General features: G+C 53.6%; 21 protein-coding genes. 6 read left to right on the plus strand and 15 right to left on the minus strand.

The genetic code is table 11. The features are described from left to right. Window positions 1–152: 152 nt before the first annotated feature. The 3 genes from yfcG to EH207_RS11890 all read left to right on the plus strand — a co-directional run bounded on the left by yfcG (window position 153) and on the right by EH207_RS11890 (window position 2,319). A complete protein-coding gene (yfcG, locus tag EH207_RS11880) occupies window positions 153–776 on the plus strand; it encodes a GSH-dependent disulfide bond oxidoreductase (protein ID WP_137714180.1) in 624 nt (207 codons plus the stop codon). 190 nt (window positions 777–966) lie between these two features. Next, window positions 967–1,338 carry a dihydroneopterin triphosphate 2'-epimerase gene (folX, locus tag EH207_RS11885; RefSeq protein ID WP_137714181.1) on the plus strand — a complete coding sequence of 124 codons (372 nt, stop codon included), beginning with the start codon at window positions 967–969 and terminating at the stop codon, window positions 1,336–1,338. A 57-nt stretch (window positions 1,339–1,395) separates the two neighbouring features. Next, on the plus strand, window positions 1,396–2,319 hold the full coding sequence (locus EH207_RS11890) for a TIGR01777 family oxidoreductase (protein WP_137714182.1): 924 nt from the start codon (window positions 1,396–1,398) through the stop codon (window positions 2,317–2,319). Between the two features lie 23 nt (window positions 2,320–2,342). On the opposite strand, the gene hisP is transcribed toward EH207_RS11890, so the two are convergent. The 12 genes from hisP to pdxB all read right to left on the minus strand — a co-directional run bounded on the left by hisP (window position 2,343) and on the right by pdxB (window position 14,346). Then, entirely contained in the window at window positions 2,343–3,116 is a 774-nt protein-coding gene (gene hisP / locus EH207_RS11895; protein WP_137714183.1) for a histidine ABC transporter ATP-binding protein HisP, read from the minus strand. Window positions 3,117–3,276: 160 nt separating this feature from the next. Further along, on the minus strand, window positions 3,277–4,056 hold the full coding sequence (locus EH207_RS11900) for a lysine/arginine/ornithine ABC transporter substrate-binding protein (protein ID WP_137714184.1): 780 nt from the start codon (window positions 4,054–4,056) through the stop codon (window positions 3,277–3,279). A gap of 429 nt (window positions 4,057–4,485) precedes the next feature. Then, window positions 4,486–5,055 carry a UbiX family flavin prenyltransferase gene (locus EH207_RS11905; RefSeq protein WP_137714185.1) on the minus strand — a complete coding sequence of 190 codons (570 nt, stop codon included), beginning with the start codon at window positions 5,053–5,055 and terminating at the stop codon, window positions 4,486–4,488. Window positions 5,056–5,237: 182 nt separating this feature from the next. Beyond that, window positions 5,238–6,755, minus strand: coding sequence for an amidophosphoribosyltransferase (purF, locus tag EH207_RS11910; RefSeq protein ID WP_137714186.1), 1,518 nt, complete (start codon window positions 6,753–6,755; stop codon window positions 5,238–5,240). A 20-nt stretch (window positions 6,756–6,775) separates the two neighbouring features. Next, window positions 6,776–7,276: a colicin V production protein gene (gene cvpA / locus EH207_RS11915; protein ID WP_137714187.1), complete on the minus strand. Its 501-nt coding sequence runs from the start codon at window positions 7,274–7,276 to the stop codon at window positions 6,776–6,778. 140 nt (window positions 7,277–7,416) lie between these two features. After that, on the minus strand, window positions 7,417–8,112 hold the full coding sequence (gene dedD / locus EH207_RS11920) for a cell division protein DedD (protein WP_137714188.1): 696 nt from the start codon (window positions 8,110–8,112) through the stop codon (window positions 7,417–7,419). Then, a complete protein-coding gene (gene folC, locus EH207_RS11925; protein WP_137714189.1) occupies window positions 8,102–9,370 on the minus strand; it encodes a bifunctional tetrahydrofolate synthase/dihydrofolate synthase in 1,269 nt (422 codons plus the stop codon). Before folC ends, dedD begins: the two co-directional genes overlap by 11 nt. 89 nt (window positions 9,371–9,459) lie before the next feature. Then, a complete protein-coding gene (accD, locus tag EH207_RS11930; protein ID WP_137714190.1) occupies window positions 9,460–10,374 on the minus strand; it encodes an acetyl-CoA carboxylase, carboxyltransferase subunit beta in 915 nt (304 codons plus the stop codon). Window positions 10,375–10,605: 231 nt separating this feature from the next. Continuing rightward, window positions 10,606–11,268, minus strand: coding sequence for a DedA family protein (locus EH207_RS11940; protein ID WP_137714191.1), 663 nt, complete (start codon window positions 11,266–11,268; stop codon window positions 10,606–10,608). A gap of 46 nt (window positions 11,269–11,314) precedes the next feature. Beyond that, window positions 11,315–12,157 carry a tRNA pseudouridine(38-40) synthase TruA gene (gene truA, locus EH207_RS11945; protein ID WP_175413672.1) on the minus strand — a complete coding sequence of 281 codons (843 nt, stop codon included), beginning with the start codon at window positions 12,155–12,157 and terminating at the stop codon, window positions 11,315–11,317. Then, window positions 12,157–13,167, minus strand: a complete 1,011-nt coding sequence (locus EH207_RS11950; RefSeq protein WP_137714192.1) for an aspartate-semialdehyde dehydrogenase — start codon at window positions 13,165–13,167, stop codon at window positions 12,157–12,159. Before EH207_RS11950 ends, truA begins: the two co-directional genes overlap by 1 nt. Before the next feature lie 42 nt (window positions 13,168–13,209). Continuing rightward, entirely contained in the window at window positions 13,210–14,346 is a 1,137-nt protein-coding gene (pdxB, locus tag EH207_RS11955) for a 4-phosphoerythronate dehydrogenase PdxB (protein WP_137714193.1), read from the minus strand. 248 nt (window positions 14,347–14,594) lie between these two features. On the opposite strand from pdxB, the gene EH207_RS11960 reads away from it, so the two are divergent. Beyond that, a complete protein-coding gene (locus EH207_RS11960; RefSeq protein WP_425456709.1) occupies window positions 14,595–15,482 on the plus strand; it encodes a DMT family transporter in 888 nt (295 codons plus the stop codon). Window positions 15,483–15,572: 90 nt separating this feature from the next. After that, entirely contained in the window at window positions 15,573–16,793 is a 1,221-nt protein-coding gene (gene flk / locus EH207_RS11965) for a flagella biosynthesis regulator Flk (RefSeq protein WP_137714194.1), read from the plus strand. A 78-nt stretch (window positions 16,794–16,871) separates the two neighbouring features. Here the strand turns inward: flk and fabB are convergent, their stop codons facing one another. Continuing rightward, on the minus strand, window positions 16,872–18,089 hold the full coding sequence (gene fabB, locus EH207_RS11970) for a beta-ketoacyl-ACP synthase I (RefSeq protein ID WP_137714195.1): 1,218 nt from the start codon (window positions 18,087–18,089) through the stop codon (window positions 16,872–16,874). Window positions 18,090–18,248: 159 nt separating this feature from the next. On the opposite strand from fabB, the gene mnmC reads away from it, so the two are divergent. After that, on the plus strand, window positions 18,249–20,267 hold the full coding sequence (mnmC, locus tag EH207_RS11975) for a bifunctional tRNA (5-methylaminomethyl-2-thiouridine)(34)-methyltransferase MnmC2/FAD-dependent 5-carboxymethylaminomethyl-2-thiouridine(34) oxidoreductase MnmC1 (protein ID WP_137714196.1): 2,019 nt from the start codon (window positions 18,249–18,251) through the stop codon (window positions 20,265–20,267). A 61-nt stretch (window positions 20,268–20,328) separates the two neighbouring features. Here mnmC and EH207_RS11980 read toward each other — a convergent pair whose 3' ends face one another. Both EH207_RS11980 and EH207_RS11985 read right to left on the minus strand, forming a co-directional pair. Then, complete coding sequence (locus EH207_RS11980) at window positions 20,329–20,616, minus strand: YfcL family protein (protein ID WP_137714197.1); 288 nt, start codon at window positions 20,614–20,616, stop codon at window positions 20,329–20,331. 32 nt (window positions 20,617–20,648) lie between these two features. Next, window positions 20,649–21,194 (minus strand): elongation factor P hydroxylase, encoded by a 546-nt coding sequence (locus EH207_RS11985; RefSeq protein ID WP_377805052.1) that lies wholly within the window; start codon window positions 21,192–21,194, stop codon window positions 20,649–20,651.

Consider the following 21,194-nt stretch of genomic DNA (forward strand, 5'->3'; position numbering starts at 1 on the left):
GATCTTGTGGATTCTGGAAATGCCTTTTGACCAAACATAGTAATTGGGCCCAATATAAATGGGTCACTGAACATCGGCATGAGCCATCGTCACCCGATGCCACTGTGTTTTATGAAGTAAACGTTTTATGAAATGAAACGGAGGCGCCAATCATGATCGATCTTTATTATGCCCCTACACCTAACGGGCACAAAATTACCTTGTTCCTTGAAGAAACCGATCTGCCTTATCAGCTTCACCGCGTTAACATTGGTACGGGTGAGCAGTTTAAACCCGAGTTTCTGGCTATTTCGCCTAACAACAAGATTCCGGCCATTGTCGATCACCAGCCAGCCGACGGCGGCAAGGCTATCAGTTTGTTTGAGTCTGGCGCTATCCTGCTGTATCTGGCAGAAAAACATAGCGTGCTGCTCAGCAAAGATCTGCGCGAGCGCACCGCAACCCTGCAATGGCTGTTCTGGCAAGTCGCGGGATTTGGCCCCATGCTGGGGCAAAACCACCATTTCAATCACTATGCGCCTCAACCGGTTCCCTATGCGATGGAACGCTATCAACAAGAAACCCAGCGTTTGTATCGCGTACTGGACAAGCAGCTTCAGAAAAATACCTGGCTGGCCGGCGATCGCTACAGTATTGCCGATATCGCAACCTATCCGTGGGTCGTCTCTTACGCGCGTCAACGTATTGAACTGGATGATTATCCGGCGGTAAAAGACTGGTATGCACGTATTAGCGAACGTCCGGCTACAGAACGCGCTTATAATTTGGCAGAATAATCATCATTCTCTCTTCATTACGCCGGCCTGCCGCTATTCTTCTGGTATGTTACCGATACACACGAGAAGCGGCGCCGAAACGGGACAAGGCGCGAAATATTCGCCTCGGCGCGGATTGAAATCCGCCCGGTATGAGACAACGCTCAGCGCGTCGACTTCAGGTCAAAAAAGGAAAATTGAGGGTTAATGAATGTCATACCGTAATACCGATGCCATAATTCGCATAAAAAACCTGCGGCTTCGTACCTTCATTGGTATCAAGGAAGAGGAGATCAATAATAAACAAGATGTGGTAATTAACGTTGTGGTCCATTACCCGGCAGCACGTTCACGCAACAGCGAGAATATCGACGATGCGTTGAATTACCGCACCATCACCAAAAACATCATTCGCCATGTCGAGGAAAACCGCTTCGCTCTGCTGGAAAAATTAACCCAGGATGTGCTCAATATCGCCAGCGATCATGATTGGATCACCTATGCTGAAGTAGAAGTGGATAAACTGTTTGCCTTGCGATACGCCGATTCCGTCTCCATGACCATGTGCTATTACAAGGCGTAGGCCCGTCACCGTGCTCAAAAAGCCAACTGGACAATAAAGGGATAAGCGAGGCCAAGCATGCAATTACTCATTACCGGTGGAACCGGCCTTATCGGACGTCATCTGATTCAACGTTTACTCTTGCTTTCTCATCATGTCACCGTCTTGACCCGTGATCCCGAGCGCGCCAGGCGGGTATTGGGCGACCAAGTGGAATACTGGTCCACGCTAAACAACAAAACCTCGCTTAACGGTTTCAATGGCGTCATTAATCTGGCTGGTGAGCCCATTGCCGACAAGCGTTGGACGACGCAGCAAAAAAAGCGCCTGAGCCAGAGCCGCTGGAACATTACCGAACAGCTCGCCAAGCTGATCAGCGCCAGTAGCGAGCCGCCTTCCGTGCTTATCTCCGGTTCTGCCGTGGGCTATTACGGCGATCAGGGTTCCGCACTGGTCACAGAAGATGAAACGCCCGTCAATGAGTTTACCCATCATCTGTGCGCCCGTTGGGAAGCACTGGCGCAATCGGCGGAAAGCGACAAAACCCGTGTTTGCCTGTTGCGTACCGGCATTGTGCTTTCCGCCGAAGGGGGGGCGCTGGCAAAAATGCTGTCCATTTTCCGGCTGGGACTCGGCGGACCAATGGGGTCGGGGAAACAGTATATGTCGTGGATTCATATTGATGACATGGTAAACGGGATTCTTTATCTGCTGGACAACCCAATACTCAGCGGACCATTTAACATGGTTTCCCCTTATCCGGTACGCAACGAACAGTTTTCAGCTACGCTGGCGCAGGTACTGAACCGGCCCGGTTTTCTGCGCGCGCCGGCTTTCGCCATCAAGTTGCTGATGGGAGAAGCGTCAACGCTGGTACTGGGTGGACAGCGCGCGCTGCCAAACCGGTTGGAAGCGGCAGGGTTCGGCTTTCGTTTCTTTGAGCTGGAGGAAACCTTGAAAGAGATCGTTACACAGAAAGATAGCGAGAGGAAAGCTGGCTGACCGACAGGGCAGCCAGAGAGAGGTCACTTCAACGCGCCAGACAGAAACTGCTGTAAACGCGGACTTTTGGGACTACCGAACACGGCGTCAGGCGGCCCTTCTTCTTCAATCACACCCTGGTGAAGAAAAATTACATGGCTGGAAACGTGGCGCGCAAACTCCATTTCATGCGTGACTACCACCATCGTTTTCCCTTCTTCAGCCAGCTTCTGCATAATACGCAGCACCTCGCCAACCAATTCAGGGTCAAGCGCCGAGGTCGGTTCATCAAACAGCAACACTTCCGGCTCCATTGCCAACGCCCGCGCAATCGATACGCGCTGCTGCTGACCGCCGGAGAGATTGACCGGATATTTATCCTGCGCCGCCCCGGAGATACCGACCTTATCCAGATAAAAAACGGCACGTTCCCTAGCTTCCGCTTTGCTCAGCCCCAGAACCTGCATTGGCGCTTCCATCACGTTTTCCAACGCGGTCATAAAGCTCCACAGATTAAAGTGCTGAAACACCATAGTCAGGCGTGTACGCAACAGTTGGAGTTGTTTTTTATCAAACACTTTCAACTGACCATCGCCGTCCTGCACCATGCGAATCTCCTGATCGTTGACGTGAATCGTCCCCTCACAGGGTTTTTCCAGAAAGTTGATGCAACGCAGCAATGTACTTTTACCGGAACCGGATGATCCGATAATCGAAATTACGTCCCCGGCATTAGCCCGTAACGAAATGCCTTTCAGCACTTCATGCTGACCATAACGTTTATGCAGATCCGTCACCATCAGCTTGTTATTCGACATACGTTGTTCCTGCTTTTAATGGGATGACGGTGATAACAATGTCAGTTACAGCGAACTCAACGCCCCCAGTTTTTTCGGTGAGGCATTCCCTTCAGGGAGCCTCACCTCAAGTGTTTCTGATAACGGGTGGTGTCCGCAGTCGGCAATCAATACCGGAGGTTTAACCGCCGTAGACATCAAAATCAAAGTATTTTTTCGCAAAGGTGTCGTAGGTGCCGTCTTTACGCATTTCATCAAAAGCCTTATCCAGTGCGGCTTTCAGCTCGGTATCCGTTTTACGCAGGCCCATGCCGGTGCCTACGCCGAAAAATTTGTCATCCTTTACCGCAGGCCCCGCGAATTCGTAACCTTTACCGATATTCTGTTTCAGAAAACCTTCACTGCCCGCGACTTCATCCTGAAATGCAACATCAACGCGCCCAGCCGTTAAATCGGCATAAATGAGTTCCTGATTCGGGTAAGCGATAATCTCAATCCCTTTGGGCTGCCAATGCGCGTTGGCATAAGATTCCTGGGTGGATGCCTGCAATACGCCAACACGTTTACCCTTTAACGACTCTGGTGTTGGCTCAATGCCTGAACCTTTCTTGGCAATCAGGCGGGCATTCGCCGCATAAAGTTTTTCAGTAAAAGCAATTTCCTGTAACCGTTTTTCAGTGATGGAAAGTGAAGAGATGATGGCATCAATTTTTTTGGCTTTCAGCGAGGGAATTAATGCATCGAAATCACTTTCGACAAACGTACAGTTAACAGCAATACGCTTACACAGCTCTTTTGCCAGATCGATATCAAACCCTACCAGTTCACCGCTGGCGCTCTTCGATTCGAAAGGCGCGTAGCTGGGATCAGTACCAATTCTAATATTCTTGGGAATATCCGCCATGGCATTCCCTGCCGCCAAAATGAACGCTAACGGTAAAATTTTTATCAGTTTTTTCATATCGCTACCCTTATCAATGAGAGATTGAAAATCAAAAATCACTTATGGACGCCAGAACGGATTATCGATTTTAAGAACGGTTTATGGCTTTAAAAACGGCTAACGTCATTGCTGTATGTCTTACACTGCGGTGTATTGCAGTTTTCATGCCAAAATAAGACATTTGTATCAACAAAGACAAGATGATACGGCCAGCGAACTGGGGGCAGACTCATCACTTGATTACCGTTGCTCTCGCCGTGTTATTACTGAGGCGGCATAACAACATTGGGGCACCGCGCATGCTCGCCGCCAGCACCGATGCACAATTAGAGTGCACACATGCCACACACAAGTGCACAATAATAAAAAAGCCCCATATTGGGGCATACTCTTATCGTTCTTGTCTTGTCGCGCTATTTTATCCTGCGTGTAAAAAACATGCAGTGTTCACGCCCCTTGCCAGCGAGTAAAGAGATCTTCCGGCGGCGTAATATCAAGCTGATCGAGCACTCGGTTCACCGTCTGATCGATGATATCCTGCACACTTTGTGGGCGATGATAAAAAGCAGGCACCGGCGGCATGATGATCGCGCCGAGTTCTACCGCCGTCATCATCATCCGCAAATGTCCCCGATGCAACGGGGTTTCACGCACGCAAAGCACCAACGGACGACGTTCTTTCAGCACAACATCCGCCGCGCGCGTCAGCAAATTATCGCTGTAGCTGTGCACAATACCTGACAGCGTTTTTATCGAGCAGGGTAATATCACCATTCCGTCGGTTTTAAAGGAACCGGAGGAAATACTGGCGGCAATATCGCGCGTATCATGCACGACATCCGCCAGGATTTGGACATCACGCAAGCTCAAATCAGTTTCCAGCGACAGCGTCTGCCGGGCCGCCTGGCTCATGATAAGGTGCGTTTCTATCCCTTCCACAGCCTGCAAAACCTGCAACAAACGAATGCCATAAATCACACCGCTGGCACCGGAAATACCAATAATGAGTCGTTTCATCAATACTGCCTCTGACTGGTTGCGTGCGATTAACCGACGCGAAATAGGTGATCTGCGCTGACGTTATAGCCGTCATGATTAACGATAGGCAAGAAATAGACAAAAGGGAGCACGCCAGAACGTCCTCCCTTTTTCACTCATTACTTTACAACATTACATCGTGGTAAAAAGGCGTTTGCTGCTCAGCCTTCGTTATGCAACTCCAAATCTTCCACTTCGTTCTGGCTGCGCAACGCTTTAGCATCATCATTACGCAGCATTTCAAGATAGTCGAGGTAACCCTGATCGACATCTTTGGTCACATACACGCCGTTAAACACAGAACATTCAAACTGGGCAATATCCGGGTTATCTTCACGAGCTGCCGCGATAAGATCGCCCAGGTCCTGAAAAATCAGCGCATCCGCGCCAATAAGCTGGCAGATCTCGTCAACCTCGCGACCGTGGGCAATCAGCTCATTCACGCTCGGCATATCAATACCGTAAACGTTAGGGAAGCGAATTTCCGGGGCGGCAGAGGCCAGATACACGCGCTTGGCTCCGGCTTCGCGCGCCATTTCAACGATCTGCTCGGACGTTGTACCACGTACGATGGAATCATCAACCAGCAACACGTTCTTGTCACGGAATTCCGCACGGTTGGCGTTCAGCTTACGGCGTACCGATTTACGTCGCGCCTGCTGGCCCGGCATGATAAACGTCCGACCCACATAGCGGTTTTTCACAAATCCCTGACGATAGGGTTTGTTGATGATACGTGCAATTTCCAGCGCGATATCACAGGACGTTTCAGGAATAGGAATAACCACATCGATATCCAAATCTTCCCATTGACGCGCAATTTTCTCACCGAGCTTTTGCCCCATACGCACTCGGGCGCTGTAGACGGAAATTTTGTCGATGAAAGAGTCAGGGCGCGCAAAGTAGACGTACTCGAACAGGCAAGGGTTGCTCTTTGGATTATCGGCGCACTGGCGGGTAAACAACTGCCCTTTTTCAGTGATATAGATCGCTTCACCTGGCGCGACATCACGCAAAAATTCAAAACCCAGGGTGTCCAGCGCCACGCTCTCCGACGCCACCATATATTCACAGCGTCCATCGTCCAGATCGCGTTTACCGATCACCAGAGGACGGATACCGTTTGGATCGCGAAAGGCGACCATCCCGTGCCCGATAATCATGCTCACACACGCATAAGCACCACGAATTTGCTGGTGCGTCGCCGCCACTGCCGCAAAAATATTATCGGCCTCCAGAGGATAGTGCTGAAAACGATCCAGCTCTCTGGCAAAGATGTTTAACAGAACTTCAGAATCAGACGTGGTGTTGACATGGCGACGCTCTTGCTCAAACAGCTTTTTGCGCAGTTCGTGAGCATTAGTCAGGTTACCGTTATGCGCCAGCGTGATCCCAAATGGCGAGTTAACGTAAAAAGGTTGCGCTTCCGACGCGCTTGAGCTGCCCGCGGTAGGATAACGCACATGGCCAATGCCCATGTTTCCTTGTAAACGTTGCATGTGTCGTGCTTCAAACACATCTTTCACCAGGCCGTTGGCTTTGCGTAGGCGAAAACAGTTTAAGGCATCAATGGTGATGATGCCTGCGGCATCCTGCCCACGGTGTTGCAACACCGTTAACGCGTCATAAATCGACTGGTTGACCGGCGTAAAACCGGCAATACCGACAATACCGCACATGGTGTTTTTTCCTCTCAGCGCTACCGCAGCGTGACATGCTGCGGCAAGAAACTTGACGTGCTTTGCAGGTAGTCAAAAAACCACCTGATAATATAACTGAACTGCGGAATTAACTGGGACTGCTGCCAGTCGGCACTCTGTGAAAAACCGGTAAAGGTATCCAGAAAGAATAGCAGTGCGGAGACAATCAACACCCCCCGCAGTGCGCCGAAGCAAATGCCCAGTACACGATCGGTGCCCGATAATCCGGTGCGATCAACCAGTGAACCGATCACATAGTTGACGATAGCCCCCACAATCAACGTCGCAATAAACAGAATGGCAATCGCGATACCGTTACGGACCAGTTCGTCGTCAAAACGGGTGAAATAAACCGCAAGGTAGACGTAATAATTGCTGGCGACAAAAAACGCACATCCCCAAGTCACCAGCGACAACGCTTCACGTACAAATCCTCGAATCAGGCTAACCAGAGCCGAAAATCCGATGATGCCAATAATGACGTAATCAACCCAAACCATGAACGATCCTAATCAATAAACGATGCTATCGGCAAGCACTGCGACATCCTGTTTGCGGCGAATTCTAACAGAAAAAGAAAACGATTGCGTAACGTATTTCCGCCGATTTCAGCAATAGACACTAAAGACTCGCACCCGCCTTAACGCACACTGTGCGACCTCACCTGCCCGCTCAGCCCGCTAAGTTGTTGCAGTTCGCCCAACGATGCCTGCAACTTCTGCCTGGAGGCATCTGGGCCGACATAAATACGGGTAATTTGCCCTGGCACCGGCGTCGCGGGGACGGTATAAGCCCGATAGCCGGAAAGACGAAGCTTGGCGACAATCTCATTTACCTTGTCTGCATTTTTCAGCGCGCCAAGCTGGACGATATAGGCTTGTCCGGCAGGCGCCTGTTCCCTTGCCGGCATTTCGGTTCTGGTCTCCGGTTTCTTCTCGGGTTTGGTTTCAGGTTTCGGTTCCGGCTTTTCCTCCGGTTTAGGTTGTTCTCTCGATGCCACCGGCGGTTGAACAGGCGGTTGTTCAACCACGGTTGGCGGCGCCGTCACGTCTGCGGGCGCATTCGCGGCGGGAGGCGGATTCTGCGCGGATGGTGCCGCTGACTCATCCTGTGTTGCCGCGTCCGCCCCTTCCAGCGGCGGGTTCATCAAAGGCTGATTCAGCGAAGGCAGGGAGTCGAGTTCATTACTGTCTCCCGGTTTGGGGCTCAGCGGGATCGCCGCAAACTCATCTTCATAGTGCTTTTTTTTACCATCCAGCAAGCCGGGCAAAACAATCACGCCTAATGCGACAAGAATGATAGTACCTACCAGGCGATTCTGAAATTTACTCGCCATTCGACTCCTCCTCATCCAGCGCTTCCATTACTTGCGCTACCGTATGAAAAGATCCACACACAACCACGGTATCCTGTTTCGTCGATACCGTCATCGCCTGGCGCCAGGCGCTGGCAACATCGGAGAATAACTGACAGCGATCCAAATACCCGGCCAACTGCTCAGCCGTGGCGCCGCGCGGGCCTTCCAACGGCGCGCAATACCATTCATCCACCAGCGGCCGCAAATGGCCCAGCGTACCTGGAATGTCTTTGTCCGCCAGCATACCCACCACCGCGCGAATCTTCCCCGTTTTCGGCAAGGCCGCCAATCGGCCGGCAAGATACGCGGCGGCGTGCGGGTTGTGCGCCACATCCAGAATCAGCATCGGCCTTTGGCGGACAATTTGGAAACGACCGGGCAATACCGCCTGTTTCAGCCCCTGACGAATGGCCTCTTCGCCAATATTCAGCGGTGAGTAGTTTAATGCGGCCAGCGCGGTGGCCGCATTCGCCAACGGTATGTTCGGCATGGGTAGCCCTGACAGTTCGCGCTGCTTGTTCTGCCAGCTCCAGCCATCGCGCTGGATAGAGAAATCCCAGTCCCTGCCGCGACATAGCAGCACCGCCCCTTTTTCATCGGCGACATCCGCCATTGAAACCGGCATATCAGGCTCGCCCACCACGGCGGGATTATCCTGCCGGAATATCCCGGCTTTTTCCCTGCCGATACTTTCACGCTCGTTACCCAGCCAGTCAGTATGATCGAGCGCGATACTTGTTACGACCGCAACATCCGCATCAACGATATTGGTCGCATCGAGACGACCGCCCAGACCGACTTCCAAAATCACAACGTCCAGATTCGCCTGCTTGAATAGCTGCAACGCCGCCAGCGTACCAAACTCAAAATAGGTTAGAGAAACCGCCCCTCTTACGGCTTCGATATCGGCGAAAGCCTGACAGTGACGTGATTCGGGCAGTTCAGCCCCTTGAATCCGTACCCGCTCGGTATAACGCAGCAAATGAGGCGAGCTGTAGACACCGACGCGCAGTCCGGCAGAGATCAGTATCGATTCCAGAGTACAGCAGGTCGTGCCCTTGCCATTGGTTCCTGCGACGGTAAAAACAACCTCGGCGGGCTGTAATAATTGAAGCTGGTCGGCAACCTGCTTAATGCGCTCCAGTCCCAAATCAATGGCCTGGGCGTGCAGGTGCTCCAGATAATGAAGCCACGTGACCATAGGCGACGTGGCTTGGGGTATTTGAAGAGTATCCATGAGTCCCGTTCACTGGCTTACGGTTCGTTTTATACAGGAAGCGTGAATGCTGCCTGAGGCGGACTCACGCTTCCTGTTCATCTATTCAGCTACACTTCATCCTGTGATTCAGATGTAGCATCGCCGCGGTGTTCAACCATATCGTTGCCTGGTTCCGGCCGATTGGTCAGCTTAGCGAGAATCGTCGCCAGCTTATAACGCATATCCGGGCGACGAACGATCATGTCGATAGCGCCTTTTTCAATCAGGAACTCACTGCGCTGGAAGCCCGGCGGGAGTTTTTCGCGCACGGTCTGTTCAATGACGCGCGGCCCCGCGAAACCGATCAGGGCTTTGGGCTCAGCGATGTTCAGATCGCCCAACATCGCCAGACTAGCAGATACCCCGCCCATGGTCGGATCGGTCAGGACCGAGATGTACGGCAGCCCGCGCTCACGCATTTTAGCCAATGCCGCGCTGGTTTTCGCCATCTGCATCAGCGACATCAAGGCTTCCTGCATACGGGCGCCGCCGCTGGCGGAGAAACAGACCAGCGGGCAACCCTCTTCCAGCGCCTGTTCGACCGCGCGAACGAAACGCGCCCCAACCACAGAAGCCATCGAACCGCCCATAAAAGCAAACTCAAAGGAAGCGGCAACGACCGGCATACCATATAACGTCCCTTTCATGACGATCAGGGCATCTTTTTCATCAGACTGCTTCTGCGCCGCGACCAGACGGTCTTTATATTTTTTTGAATCCCGAAATTTCAAGACATCTTTCGGTTCCAGTTCGCTACCTAACTCCACCGAGCCTTCTTTATCCAGAAAAGCTTGCAGGCGAGCGCGAGCGGAAAGACGCATATGGTGGTCGCACTTCGGACAAACTTCCAGATTGCGCTCCAGTTCCGCACGATACAGTACCTGACCGCAACTATCACATTTGGTCCACACGCCCTCTGGAATGTTCGCTTTACGAGTCGGGGTGATATTGCTTTTGTTAAGAATTCGTTCAATCCAGCTCATTGATAACCTTTCTGCTTGAACCTGGCACATGCCAGTCCGCTGTTCATACGTCAACTATTCCCTGACAATACTGCCAATTAAAAAATGCCCAAGACGCACGTCAAAGCGATATTAAGGCATTGGCATCAAGGATTGTTCCAAGAACAGACCATAAATGCCGCCCATTAAACCATAACGATCCGGTACTGTGGATAAAAAACTGGTCAAATCGGACGTTACACGACTTTTCACTTATTCCGCATTGCCGCGCGCCGCCGCTCTGCGGTGCCGAATAATCTCTATAATACCCGGCAGGATAGAGACAAAAATAATTGCGACAATCAGTAATTTCAGATTTTCCTGCACGATCGGCAAATCACCGAACAGATACCCGGCGTAGGTAAACAAAACAACCCACAGCAGCGCCCCGATAACATTATAAGCCGCGAAATGACGGTAGCTCATATGCCCCATCCCGGCGACAAAGGGCGCAAATGTTCTCACAATCGGGACAAAGCGCGCCAGAATTATTGTTTTTCCGCCGTGACGTTCATAAAACTGATGCGTTTTATCCAAATAGCTGCGCCGGAAGATTTTTGAATCCGGGTTACTGAACAACTTTTCACCGAACAGACGGCCAATGGTGTAGTTTACCGCATCCCCCAGAATCGCCGCGGTAATCATCAGGAAAACCATCGTATGCACATTCAGGTCATTCGATGGCAACGCAGCCAACGCCCCCGCCACAAACAGCAATGAATCGCCCGGCAAAAAAGGCGTCACCACCAGCCCGGTTTCACAAAACAAGATCAGAAACAAAATGGCATAAATCCAGACACCGTATTGCGCGACCAGTTCCGCCAGATGCACATCAATATGCAGAATAAAATCAATAATAAACCGTATAAATTCCATAAAAACATCTCTTTTAATGGAAAATGATGATACACACCACTCTCATTCAGAATTCATCATGCAAAAATAGCGGCCCCATTGGGGGGTGCGGCAAAGCAAAACGCTTGGGATAGTCCACCGCGACCAGATACAACCCTTCCGCTTTGGCCGTGGCCGCCGCCAGTGAGCGATCTTTTGCCGCCAGCAGTTCCGCTATCCACCTTTCCGACTGGTTGCCACAGCCAATTTCCATCAGGCTGCCGACAATGTTGCGAACCATATGATGTACAAACGCATTGGCCTTAATATCTACCACGATATAAGCGCCATGACGCGTGACCTTTAAATGATTTACATTGCGCCACGGAGTACGCGACTGACACTGCACCGCGCGAAACGAGGTAAAATCATTCTCCCCCACCAGGCTTTGACCCGCGCGCGCCATTCGTTCGGCATCCAGCGGCAGATAACAGTGCGTAACGCCCCGCGCCAGTACCGCGGGACGATAGCGATGATTATAAATCACATAACGATAGCGGCGCGCCGTGGCGCTGAAACGGGCATGAAAATCATCATCCACCCTTTTCACCCAGCGCACCGCGATATCTGATGGCAGATTCGCGTTCACCCCCATCGTCCAGGCGGCATCTTTACGCACCGCCCGCGTCACAAAATGCACCACCTGCCCTGTTGCATGCACGCCCGCATCGGTACGCCCGGCACAGAAAACGGCGATCGGCTCATTCGCCACTTTACTCAAGGCTTGCTCAAGGCATTCCTGCACGCTGCCGACTTCCGCCTGACGCTGCCAACCATAGTAGCGGCTGCCATCATATTCAATTCCCAGCGCAATTTTCAGCGGGGCGCGATCACCGCCCTGAACCGCCGCCGCCAACATCGGTTCCGACATTACCCCAGATACTCCCGCACCAAACATTCCGCCGTTTCCAATGCCATTATCGCGCCGCCAAAACGAACGTTATCAGCCACCGACCAGAACTGAAGCTGTTCAGGAATACCATAATCATTGCGCAAACAGCCGATGCTCAGTTGTACATTGCCAGAGGCGTCCTCCACCTGGGTCGGATAGTCCTGTTCATCGCTTATCTGAACCTCATCCACCGTCAACAGTTCGTTACGCGCCTCTTCCGCAGATAGCGGACGCAAGGCCTCCAGATGAACGACCTGAGCATGGCCGTAAAACACCGGTGACTGAATGCAGGTGACGGAAAGCGGCAATCCTTCATCCTGCAACACTTTACGCACTTCGTTCACCAGACGACGCTCCTCACGCACACTGCCTTCGTTATCCGGTAACAGGGGCAACAAATTGAACGCCAATTGCTTCAGGAAAATGCCGGTTTCCGGCGGAATACCATTCAGCAGACGCGCGCTTTGTCCTGCCAAATCGCTCACCGCCGCTTTGCCGCGCGCAGAAACCGACAGCATGGAGGTAACATGCAGACGGGACAGACCCGCGATATCCGTCAGCGGTTTGATCGCCACCAACAACTGACTGGTCAGGCTGTCCGCCACCGCGACAATATTGCGATTGCGGTAATCCGCCAGTACGTGGTTATTCACCCCCGGCACCACCAGCGGCACATCCGGCTCCAGCGCGAACAGACCGCTGCTGTCAATCACCAGACACCCAGCGTTACCGGCTTCTTCCGCATAACGCTGGCTGGCTTCCTGACCGGCGACAAAGAACGCCAGTTGTGCCTGCGACCAGTCGAAATCCGCAGCGTCCTCGACCGGGCAGGATTTCCCATTAAAACGTAAGATTTCGCCCACGCTACGTTCACTGGCCAGCGGATACAGTTCGCCCACTGGAAATTCGCGTTCCTGTAGCAATTCCAGCAACGCTGAACCCACAGCGCCCGTTGCGCCAAGCAGAGCAATATTCCAGCCGTCAAACATGTGGTTTCTCTCCCCAATTTATGAATACAACACCCATTGAGATTACGGTGTGATCGCCGCGCTAGCATTGAATCCCAACTTAGTCAGGCATTCCGCGCTGGCGGCATCGGCGCAGATAACATGGAGTGACGACCATTCGCGTCGTTCCTGATAATGCTTACGCAGGCGGTCAAATCCGCCGTCCTGATGAACAGCCTGACGTAACAGGGCATCATCACGGCGCACATCATACACCAGATGCGCCAGACGCTTTAGTAACGCTTGATCCAGCGGTGACGTCAGCGTGACGCCGGCGAATTCAGGCGCAGGAAGTAAAGAGGACAAGGCAACCCGCTGCGGATTGCCGGCAAACTGGCTCCAGGCTTCAAAAACCTGAGTCGTGCCACGGGCTTTGCCTTCGAGCGTATAACCCGCGATGTGCGCCGTACCGATATCGACCCGCTTCAGCAGTTCGCTGGACAGCGCGGGCTCCGGCTCCCAAACATCAAGGATCACGCTGAGTTTTTTTCCGCGCTTCAGAGCATCCAGCAGCGCCTCATTATTCACCACCGGGCCGCGGCAGGTGTTAATCAGAATGCGTCCGTCGGCGAAGTTATCCAGCACGGCCGCATCAACCAGATGTTTTGTCCGGTAAGGGCCTTCCGCATACAGGGGCGTATGCAGAGTCAGAATATCAGCATCCCGAACCAGCGTTGCCAGCGGCAAAAAAGCTTCATCATCGCCACGATCCGCTCTGGGCGGATCGCACAGCAGCGTTTTGACGCCCCACGCTTGCAACCTGGTATTCAGCCTGCCGCCCACATTTCCCACGCCGACGATCCCCACCGTTTTGTCACGCAGTTGAAAACCATCGCGTTCGGCGAGCATTAGCAGGGAAGAGAGGACATATTCCACCACCGCGATGGCGTTACAGCCCGGCGCGGCGGAAAAGCGGATGCCATTCGCGGCAAGCCAGCTCTGGTCAACATGGTCGGTGCCCGCCGTTGCACTGCCGACAAACTTCACCGATGTTCCGGCCAGCAGTTCAGCATTGACTTTCGTTACCGAACGCACCATCAAGGCATCGGCGCCTTTCAGGGTTTCAGACGGCAGAGGACGCCCCGGTACAGCCCGCACCTCACCCAAACGGCTAAACAACTCGAGGGCATACGGCATATTTTCATCAACCAGAATCTTCATTCGTTTCCCCGGTAACCTGCTACCCAGTCAAAAAGAGGGTGGCTATTTTGCCACTGAATGAGGGGGATGCCCAAGGGCTTATTCACCGCCCCCGCCGCAAGCGATGATCGATACCTCACAAGCATCATGATTGACCCTATAAACCGTCATGTGTTTGATCAGTGCCTGATGGAAACGCAGTCATTCAACACATTCAAAGCGGCGGTGTTAAACTGGATGCTTTTCTGCGCTGTATGAGAAGTATTAATTTGAACGCATCGTTTCCCATCATTGCCGTCCTGATCTGGTCGATCAATATCATCGTTAATAAACTGTCCGCTGCGGTGATTGATCCTGCCGCGATCTCTTTTTATCGCTGGCTACTGGCTTTTTCGGTCATGACCCCTTTCATGCTGCCGGGCGTGCGGCGCCATATCGCCACGATCCGTCAATATGGCTGGAAACTGCTGGTACTCGGTCTGCTGGGCATGGTGCTATATCAAAGTCTGGCGTACTATGCGGCGCAAACCATCAGTGCATTGATGATGGGGATCATGGGGTCGCTGCTGCCGTTACTGACGGTGATCCTCAGTATTCCGCTACTGCGCATTGCGCCTACGCTCGGCATCTTGCTGGGCGGCGCATTGTCACTGGGGGGCATTGTGTGGCTTGTCAGCGGGGGGCGCCCGGAACAGATTCTCGAACAGGGTATCGGTCCCGGTGAAATCATGATGTTCTGCGCGGCCAGCGCTTATGCCTTGTACGGCGTGTTGACCAAACGGTGGAGTATCCCACTGCCCAACTGGTTGTCGCTCTATGTGCAAATCGCTTTTGGCGTCATATTGCTGATCCCTAATTTCCTGTTAACCGACAATGTGCGGCTCAACAGCCAGAACTTGCCATTGGTGATTTTCGCCGGGGTCATGGCATCGATTCTGGCGCCTTACCTGTGGATTCAGGGCGTGATGCGACTGGGCGCCGGCACCACCGCTATCTTCATGAATCTGACGCCGATATTCACCGCAATCATCGCCATTATGTTTTTGCGAGAATCATTGCAGGGTTATCATTTGATTGGCGGCGGCATAACGCTGCTGGGCGTGGTGCTGGCGCAGCGTTTGCGGCGCCCTCTGTTTAAGCGGTCCCCTCGCGATTAACGCCGTTTTTTGGCCGTAATGCGGCTATCGAAGCCGAATGGAGCTTGCTATGATCCCTTTCATTTACCGCCAACGGTGAGGATAGCCAGTATGCAACCTGTAAGCGGCCCGGGAGCCCCACTGCCGGGCGAACGCCCGGTCAACGCCACGACATCCCCATCCACCGTCGGCCCTTCCAGCGGCGGGGATCTGCCGCTGACCCCGGCACAGCGCATCACGCTTGAAAACCTGGTGCTCAAAGTGGCGGCGCTGACGACAGCAAAAGCCAACGAAGTCTGGAGTAATGTGAAGCAAGATCTGGGATTGACGCAAACCAGTGAACTTCAGTCTCGTCACTATCAGCCCGCGGAGCAACTGCTGCAAACGCGATTAACCCAAATTCAGGATAACGCTGGACGACAGCAGTTGCTGCAACGTCTGACCGACATGCTGCCGCAGGGGAATAATCGTCAGGCCGTCAGTGATTTCATCCGCCAACAGTTCGGTCATACAGAACTGGGTTCACTGAGCAAGGCGCAGTTGCAACAGGTGGTGACGCTAGTGCAACAAGGGCAAATCGTCCAATCGACCACCTCGGCAAACGTATCTCAGACCGCGCTTAGTGCGTCTGACCGTCCGTTGCTTCCCACCGAGCAAAACAGTTTGAATCAGTGGGTGAACCGCCTGGCGGCTCAAACTGGAGAACAGCCTGGCAAAATCTGGACGACGCTGATGACCATGCAGAATTTAAAGGCGGGAGACGCCATTCCCTTAAAAAATCTGCAACTGCTGACCCAGTTTCTGCAAACGCAAGTGGCGTTGCAGCAGACGAGTACATTGTTACAAACGTCATCGTCATTACCGCAATCTCCCGCACAGGCAAACGCGGCGGACAATGCCATACCGGGGCAAGCCGCCCCTGGCAATTCGCAAACAGCGGCCAACGCGCCGCTGCCGACATCACAACCCGGCGCGCAGACGACGGCGGTGTTTGCCGCATCCAACCTCGCCGTATTGCAAGGCGTGTTACAACCGCCCCTCGCGGCTGACGAACAGCAAACGCTGCTGGATTACACGCAGAATCGTTTCAACGTTGGATTACAAACGCCACTCACACCCATGCAAATGAGTGACGTTCTAACGTTCCTGTTCACACAGCGTCTGCGATCGCAGGAAAATGAGCAGACGGCATTACCGCTGTATCCGCTACCGCTGTTTAATCCGTTGATCGCTTCGCTGCCGCTTAACTGGCAATCCCTGTTCCAGAAACCCCTGTTTTTGGTGATTGCCAGCGTCTGCGTCGCTGTCTTTGTGCTATGGGTGTTAGTTTAGTCGCCAGCCTGCGGCACCAACAAAAACACCCTGCCGACATCACGTCTACAGGGTGAAGGGGAACCGCGCCAAACGCGATTACTTCGCTAATTTGCTCATCACCAGCGCGGCGTTAGTACCGCCGAAGCCGAAGCCATTCGACATCACCGTCGTCAGCTTACGCTCGGTGGGTTCGGTGATGATATTCATCCCTACCCCATGTTCATCCAGCGTATCGATGTTGATGCTTGGCGCAATGAAACCATGTTCCAGCATCAGCAGCGTATAAATCACTTCCTGGACACCTGCGGCGCCCAGTGAGTGGCCGGTCATCGCTTTGGTGGCGGAAATCGCGGGCACATTGTCACCGAACACTTCACGGATCGCGCCCAGTTCTTTCACATCGCCCACCGGCGTCGACGTACCGTGCGTATTGATGTAATCGATCGGGGCTTTAACGTCCTGGAGCGCCATCTTCATGCAACGCACCGCGCCTTCACCTGACGGCGCAACCATTTCGGAACCATCAGACGTTGCGCCATAGCCGATAATTTCCGCATAGATATGCGCGCCGCGCGCCAGCGCGTGTTCCAGCTCTTCGACCACGACCATACCGCCGCCGCCGGCGATAACAAAGCCATCACGATCCGCATCGTATGTGCGTGACGCTTTTTCCGGCGTTTCGTTATATTTGGTAGAGAGCGCGCCCATGGCATCAAATTCACAGGCCAGTTCCCAGCACAGTTCCTCACCGCCGCCGGCAAACACAATATCCTGTTTACCCATCTGAATCTGTTCGACCGCATTGCCAATACAGTGTGCGGAAGTGGCGCAGGCGGAACTGATGGAGTAGTTAACGCCGAAAATTTTGAACGGCGTTGCCAGACACGCGGAAACGCCGGACCCCATGGCTTTGGTGACCACATAGGGGCCAACGGCTTTCAGGCCGCGCGAGCTGCGCATGGCGTCAGCGCCTAACACCTGATTACGGGCGGAGCCGCCGGAACCGGCAATCAGCCCCACACGCGGGTTGCACTGATACATTTCAGGAGCCAGACCCGCATCTTCTACGGCTTGTTCCATTGACAGGTATGCGTAGATAGAGGCATCACTCATGAAACGTACAACCTTACGCTCAATCAGTCCGGCAGTATCCAGTTTGACATTGCCCCAGACGTGACTACGCATGCCGGAATCTTTCAGCTCTTGAGAGAAAGTAATACCCGAACGCCCTTCACGCAAAGACGCCAGAACTTCCTGCTGGTTATTACCTATGCTTGATACGATCCCCAGACCAGTAATCACTGCACGTTTCATTCAATACCTCTTCCACTTATAAAATTTGGGATTTCGCATCGCACTTTAGCGTACAGTTGTAAGCTGAACAAGTCCGATCAGCCGAACTTTTGCTAAATTTGCGCCTTAGCACTCTGCTCGTTAGAATCGCCGCATCGCTTGAATAATGAGTTATTTGCCGTGAACAACCGTCCCATCCAGCATGCATCATTAAACTGGAACGAACAGGGTACACCTGTATCGCAACAATTTGATGACGTCTATTTTTCCAATCAGGATGGGTTAGCGGAAACCCGATATGTGTTTTTACAGGGCAATCAGTTCCCTGAACGATTTCTAACGCACCCGCGCGCCAGTTGCGTCATCGCGGAAACCGGCTTCGGCACCGGGCTTAATTTTCTGGCGCTGTGGCAGGCCTTCGACCAATTCAGAACCCAATGGTCAGAAACGACATTGCAGCGTCTGCATTTCATCAGTTTTGAAAAATTCCCCCTGCGGCAGCAAGATCTGGCCGTCGCACACGCGCAGTGGCCCGAACTGGCTCGCTACGCAGACGCGCTACGCCAGCAATGGCCTTTTCCGCTGCCGGGCTGTCATCGGCTGATTCTGGCTGAGGGGCGAATCACGCTTGATCTGTGGTTTGGCGATGTGAATGCGCTGCTGCCCGCCTTAGATGACTCATTAAATCACCAGATTGACGCCTGGTTTCTGGATGGTTTCGCCCCCGCGAAAAACCCGGATATGTGGACGGACAATCTGTTCCAGTCCATGGCGCGACTGTGCCGCGAACAAGGCACGTTCGCCACGTTTACCGCCGCGGGATTCGTCCGGCGCGGGTTACAACAAACCGGGTTCAGCGTCAGTAAAATCAAAGGATTTGGACAGAAGCGCGAAATGCTGAGTGGCATCCTTCCCGCCGCGCTCCCGGCCCCGTCGTCAATGCCGTGGTATGCGCGTCCTGCGGCAACGCCTACCCATGACATCGCGATCGTTGGCGGCGGTATCGCCAGCGTATTAACCGCTCTTGCCCTGCAAAGACGCGGCGCCACCATCACGCTCTACTGCGCGCAAGCGCAACCCGCCATGGGCGCATCGGGCAACCGACAAGGCGCGCTCTACCCATTGCTGAACGACAAGCATGATGCACTTTCACGCTTTTTCGCCACCGCCTTCACCTTCGCCCGCCGGCAGTATGCTGCGCTGGCCGCGCAGGGCGTGGCGTTTGAACATCAGTGGTGCGGCGTCAGTCAACTCGCCTATGATGAAAAAAGCGCCCGCAAGATCGAACAGATTCTGCGGGGTAAATGGCCGAGGGAATTGGTGTTGGGCGTCACCGCGCGACAGTTGGAAGAAAAGAACGGTCTGGCTCTGGGCGTGGGCGGCGTGACCTACCCCGACGGCGGCTGGCTTTGTCCGGCGGAGTTGACCGCTTCGGCCATCACGCTGGCTAAGAAACAAGGGCTGATCGCCAGAATGAATACCCCGGTCGCCGCCATTGCACCAACGGATGACGGCTGGACACTTACGCTCGGCGAGGGGCAACAGGCAACCCATGCCGCGCTGATCCTGGCGAATGGTCATCAGCTTTCCGACTGGCCGCAAACCCGCCGGTTACCCTGCTATCCGGTACGCGGTCAGGTCAGTCATATCCCGACCACCCCGGCATTACAGCGGCTGCAACAGGTGCTGTGCTATGACGGCTATCTGACGCCCGTCAGTCCGCGGCATCAGGAGCATTGTATCGGCGCCAGCTACCGGCGCGGCGATACCGGCAATGATTATCGGGAAGCGGAACAGCAGGAAAATTGCCAACGCCTGTTGAGCTGTCTGCCCGCCGCCGGCTGGACGGCGCAAATCGATGTCAGTGGCCGTAAGGCGCGTCAGGGCGTGCGCTGCGCATTGCGCGATCACCTGCCGTTACTGGGCGCTGTCCCTGATTACCGCCGAACGCTCGACGTTTATCAGGATCTGCTCCACCGCCAGCGCGACACGCAAAATCTGCCGTCCGCCCCCGTCTATCCGAACCTGTTTATCATCGGCGCGTTGGGGTCGCGCGGACTGTGCTCTGCTCCGTTGTCAGCGGAAATACTGGCCTCGCAGATTTATGGCGAACCGCTGCCGTTAGACCGGGAAACACTGGCGGCGCTGAGCCCGAATCGCTTTTGGATCAGGAAATTGTTGAAAGGCAGACCGGTCTGACAGAAACGTTAAAGAAGGAATGCCCACCCCCGCGGGCATGACCAACACCGCGCCGCGTCACCTAGTGCGTTTGTGAATTCTGCGCCTGCTGGAATAAGTTTTCCCACATACGGTTAACCAGAATTTGATCCGGCGGAGAAAGTTCGCCATTCTTTATCGCTTTATCAATACTTTCGCTGACGCGGACATTTAACGCTTCCAGCGTATGCTCGCCGTTTTCTTCGGCTTCCGCCACGGACACAGTCAAATGACCGCGCAAGTAGCCACCGGCAAACAGTTCGTCGTCGCTGGCATGCTCCACCATATCGTCAATCAGCGCCAGAATGCGCGCTTCAAATTCTGCGATCATTTATTACCCTCAGTTAATCTGTTCCTTCGTATTCAGCTCAGATCGGCCGGATACGGAAAGCATTCCGCCGTCAGCGGCGGCGTATTGTAAAACGATTGTAAGGCACGAATAAAGCGCGCGGGACGCGGGGGGATTCCCTGCTGTAAATACGTCATCACCTGCGCGTGTACGCGACGCTGGAAATCAATGCGATCCGGCTCGCTGTCGCCATTGAGATTATCGCAACTGACGTTAAACGGAAAATCCGCCGCCACGCAGAATAGCCACTCAAAAGCCTGCGGCTTAATTTCAACCACTTCAAACTGGCTTTGTGTGGCCGCGTCACGCCCGTCCGGGCAATACCAGTAACCAAAATCAACCAGCAAACGACGCTGTTTCCCCGCGACGCACCAGTGGGAAATTTCGTGCAGCGCGCTGGCGTAAAAGCCGTGAGCAAACACAACCCGATGATACGGCACCTGTTCATCAGCGGGCAGATAGATAGGTTCATCGTCGCCTTTAATCAGGCGCGTATTGTATTCACGGCTGAAACAGCCATCGAAAATCTCGATTAACTGCTGATAATGATGAGTTTCCAT

The organism is Brenneria rubrifaciens (assembly GCF_005484945.1).
GTDB lineage: Bacteria > Pseudomonadota > Gammaproteobacteria > Enterobacterales > Enterobacteriaceae > Brenneria > Brenneria rubrifaciens.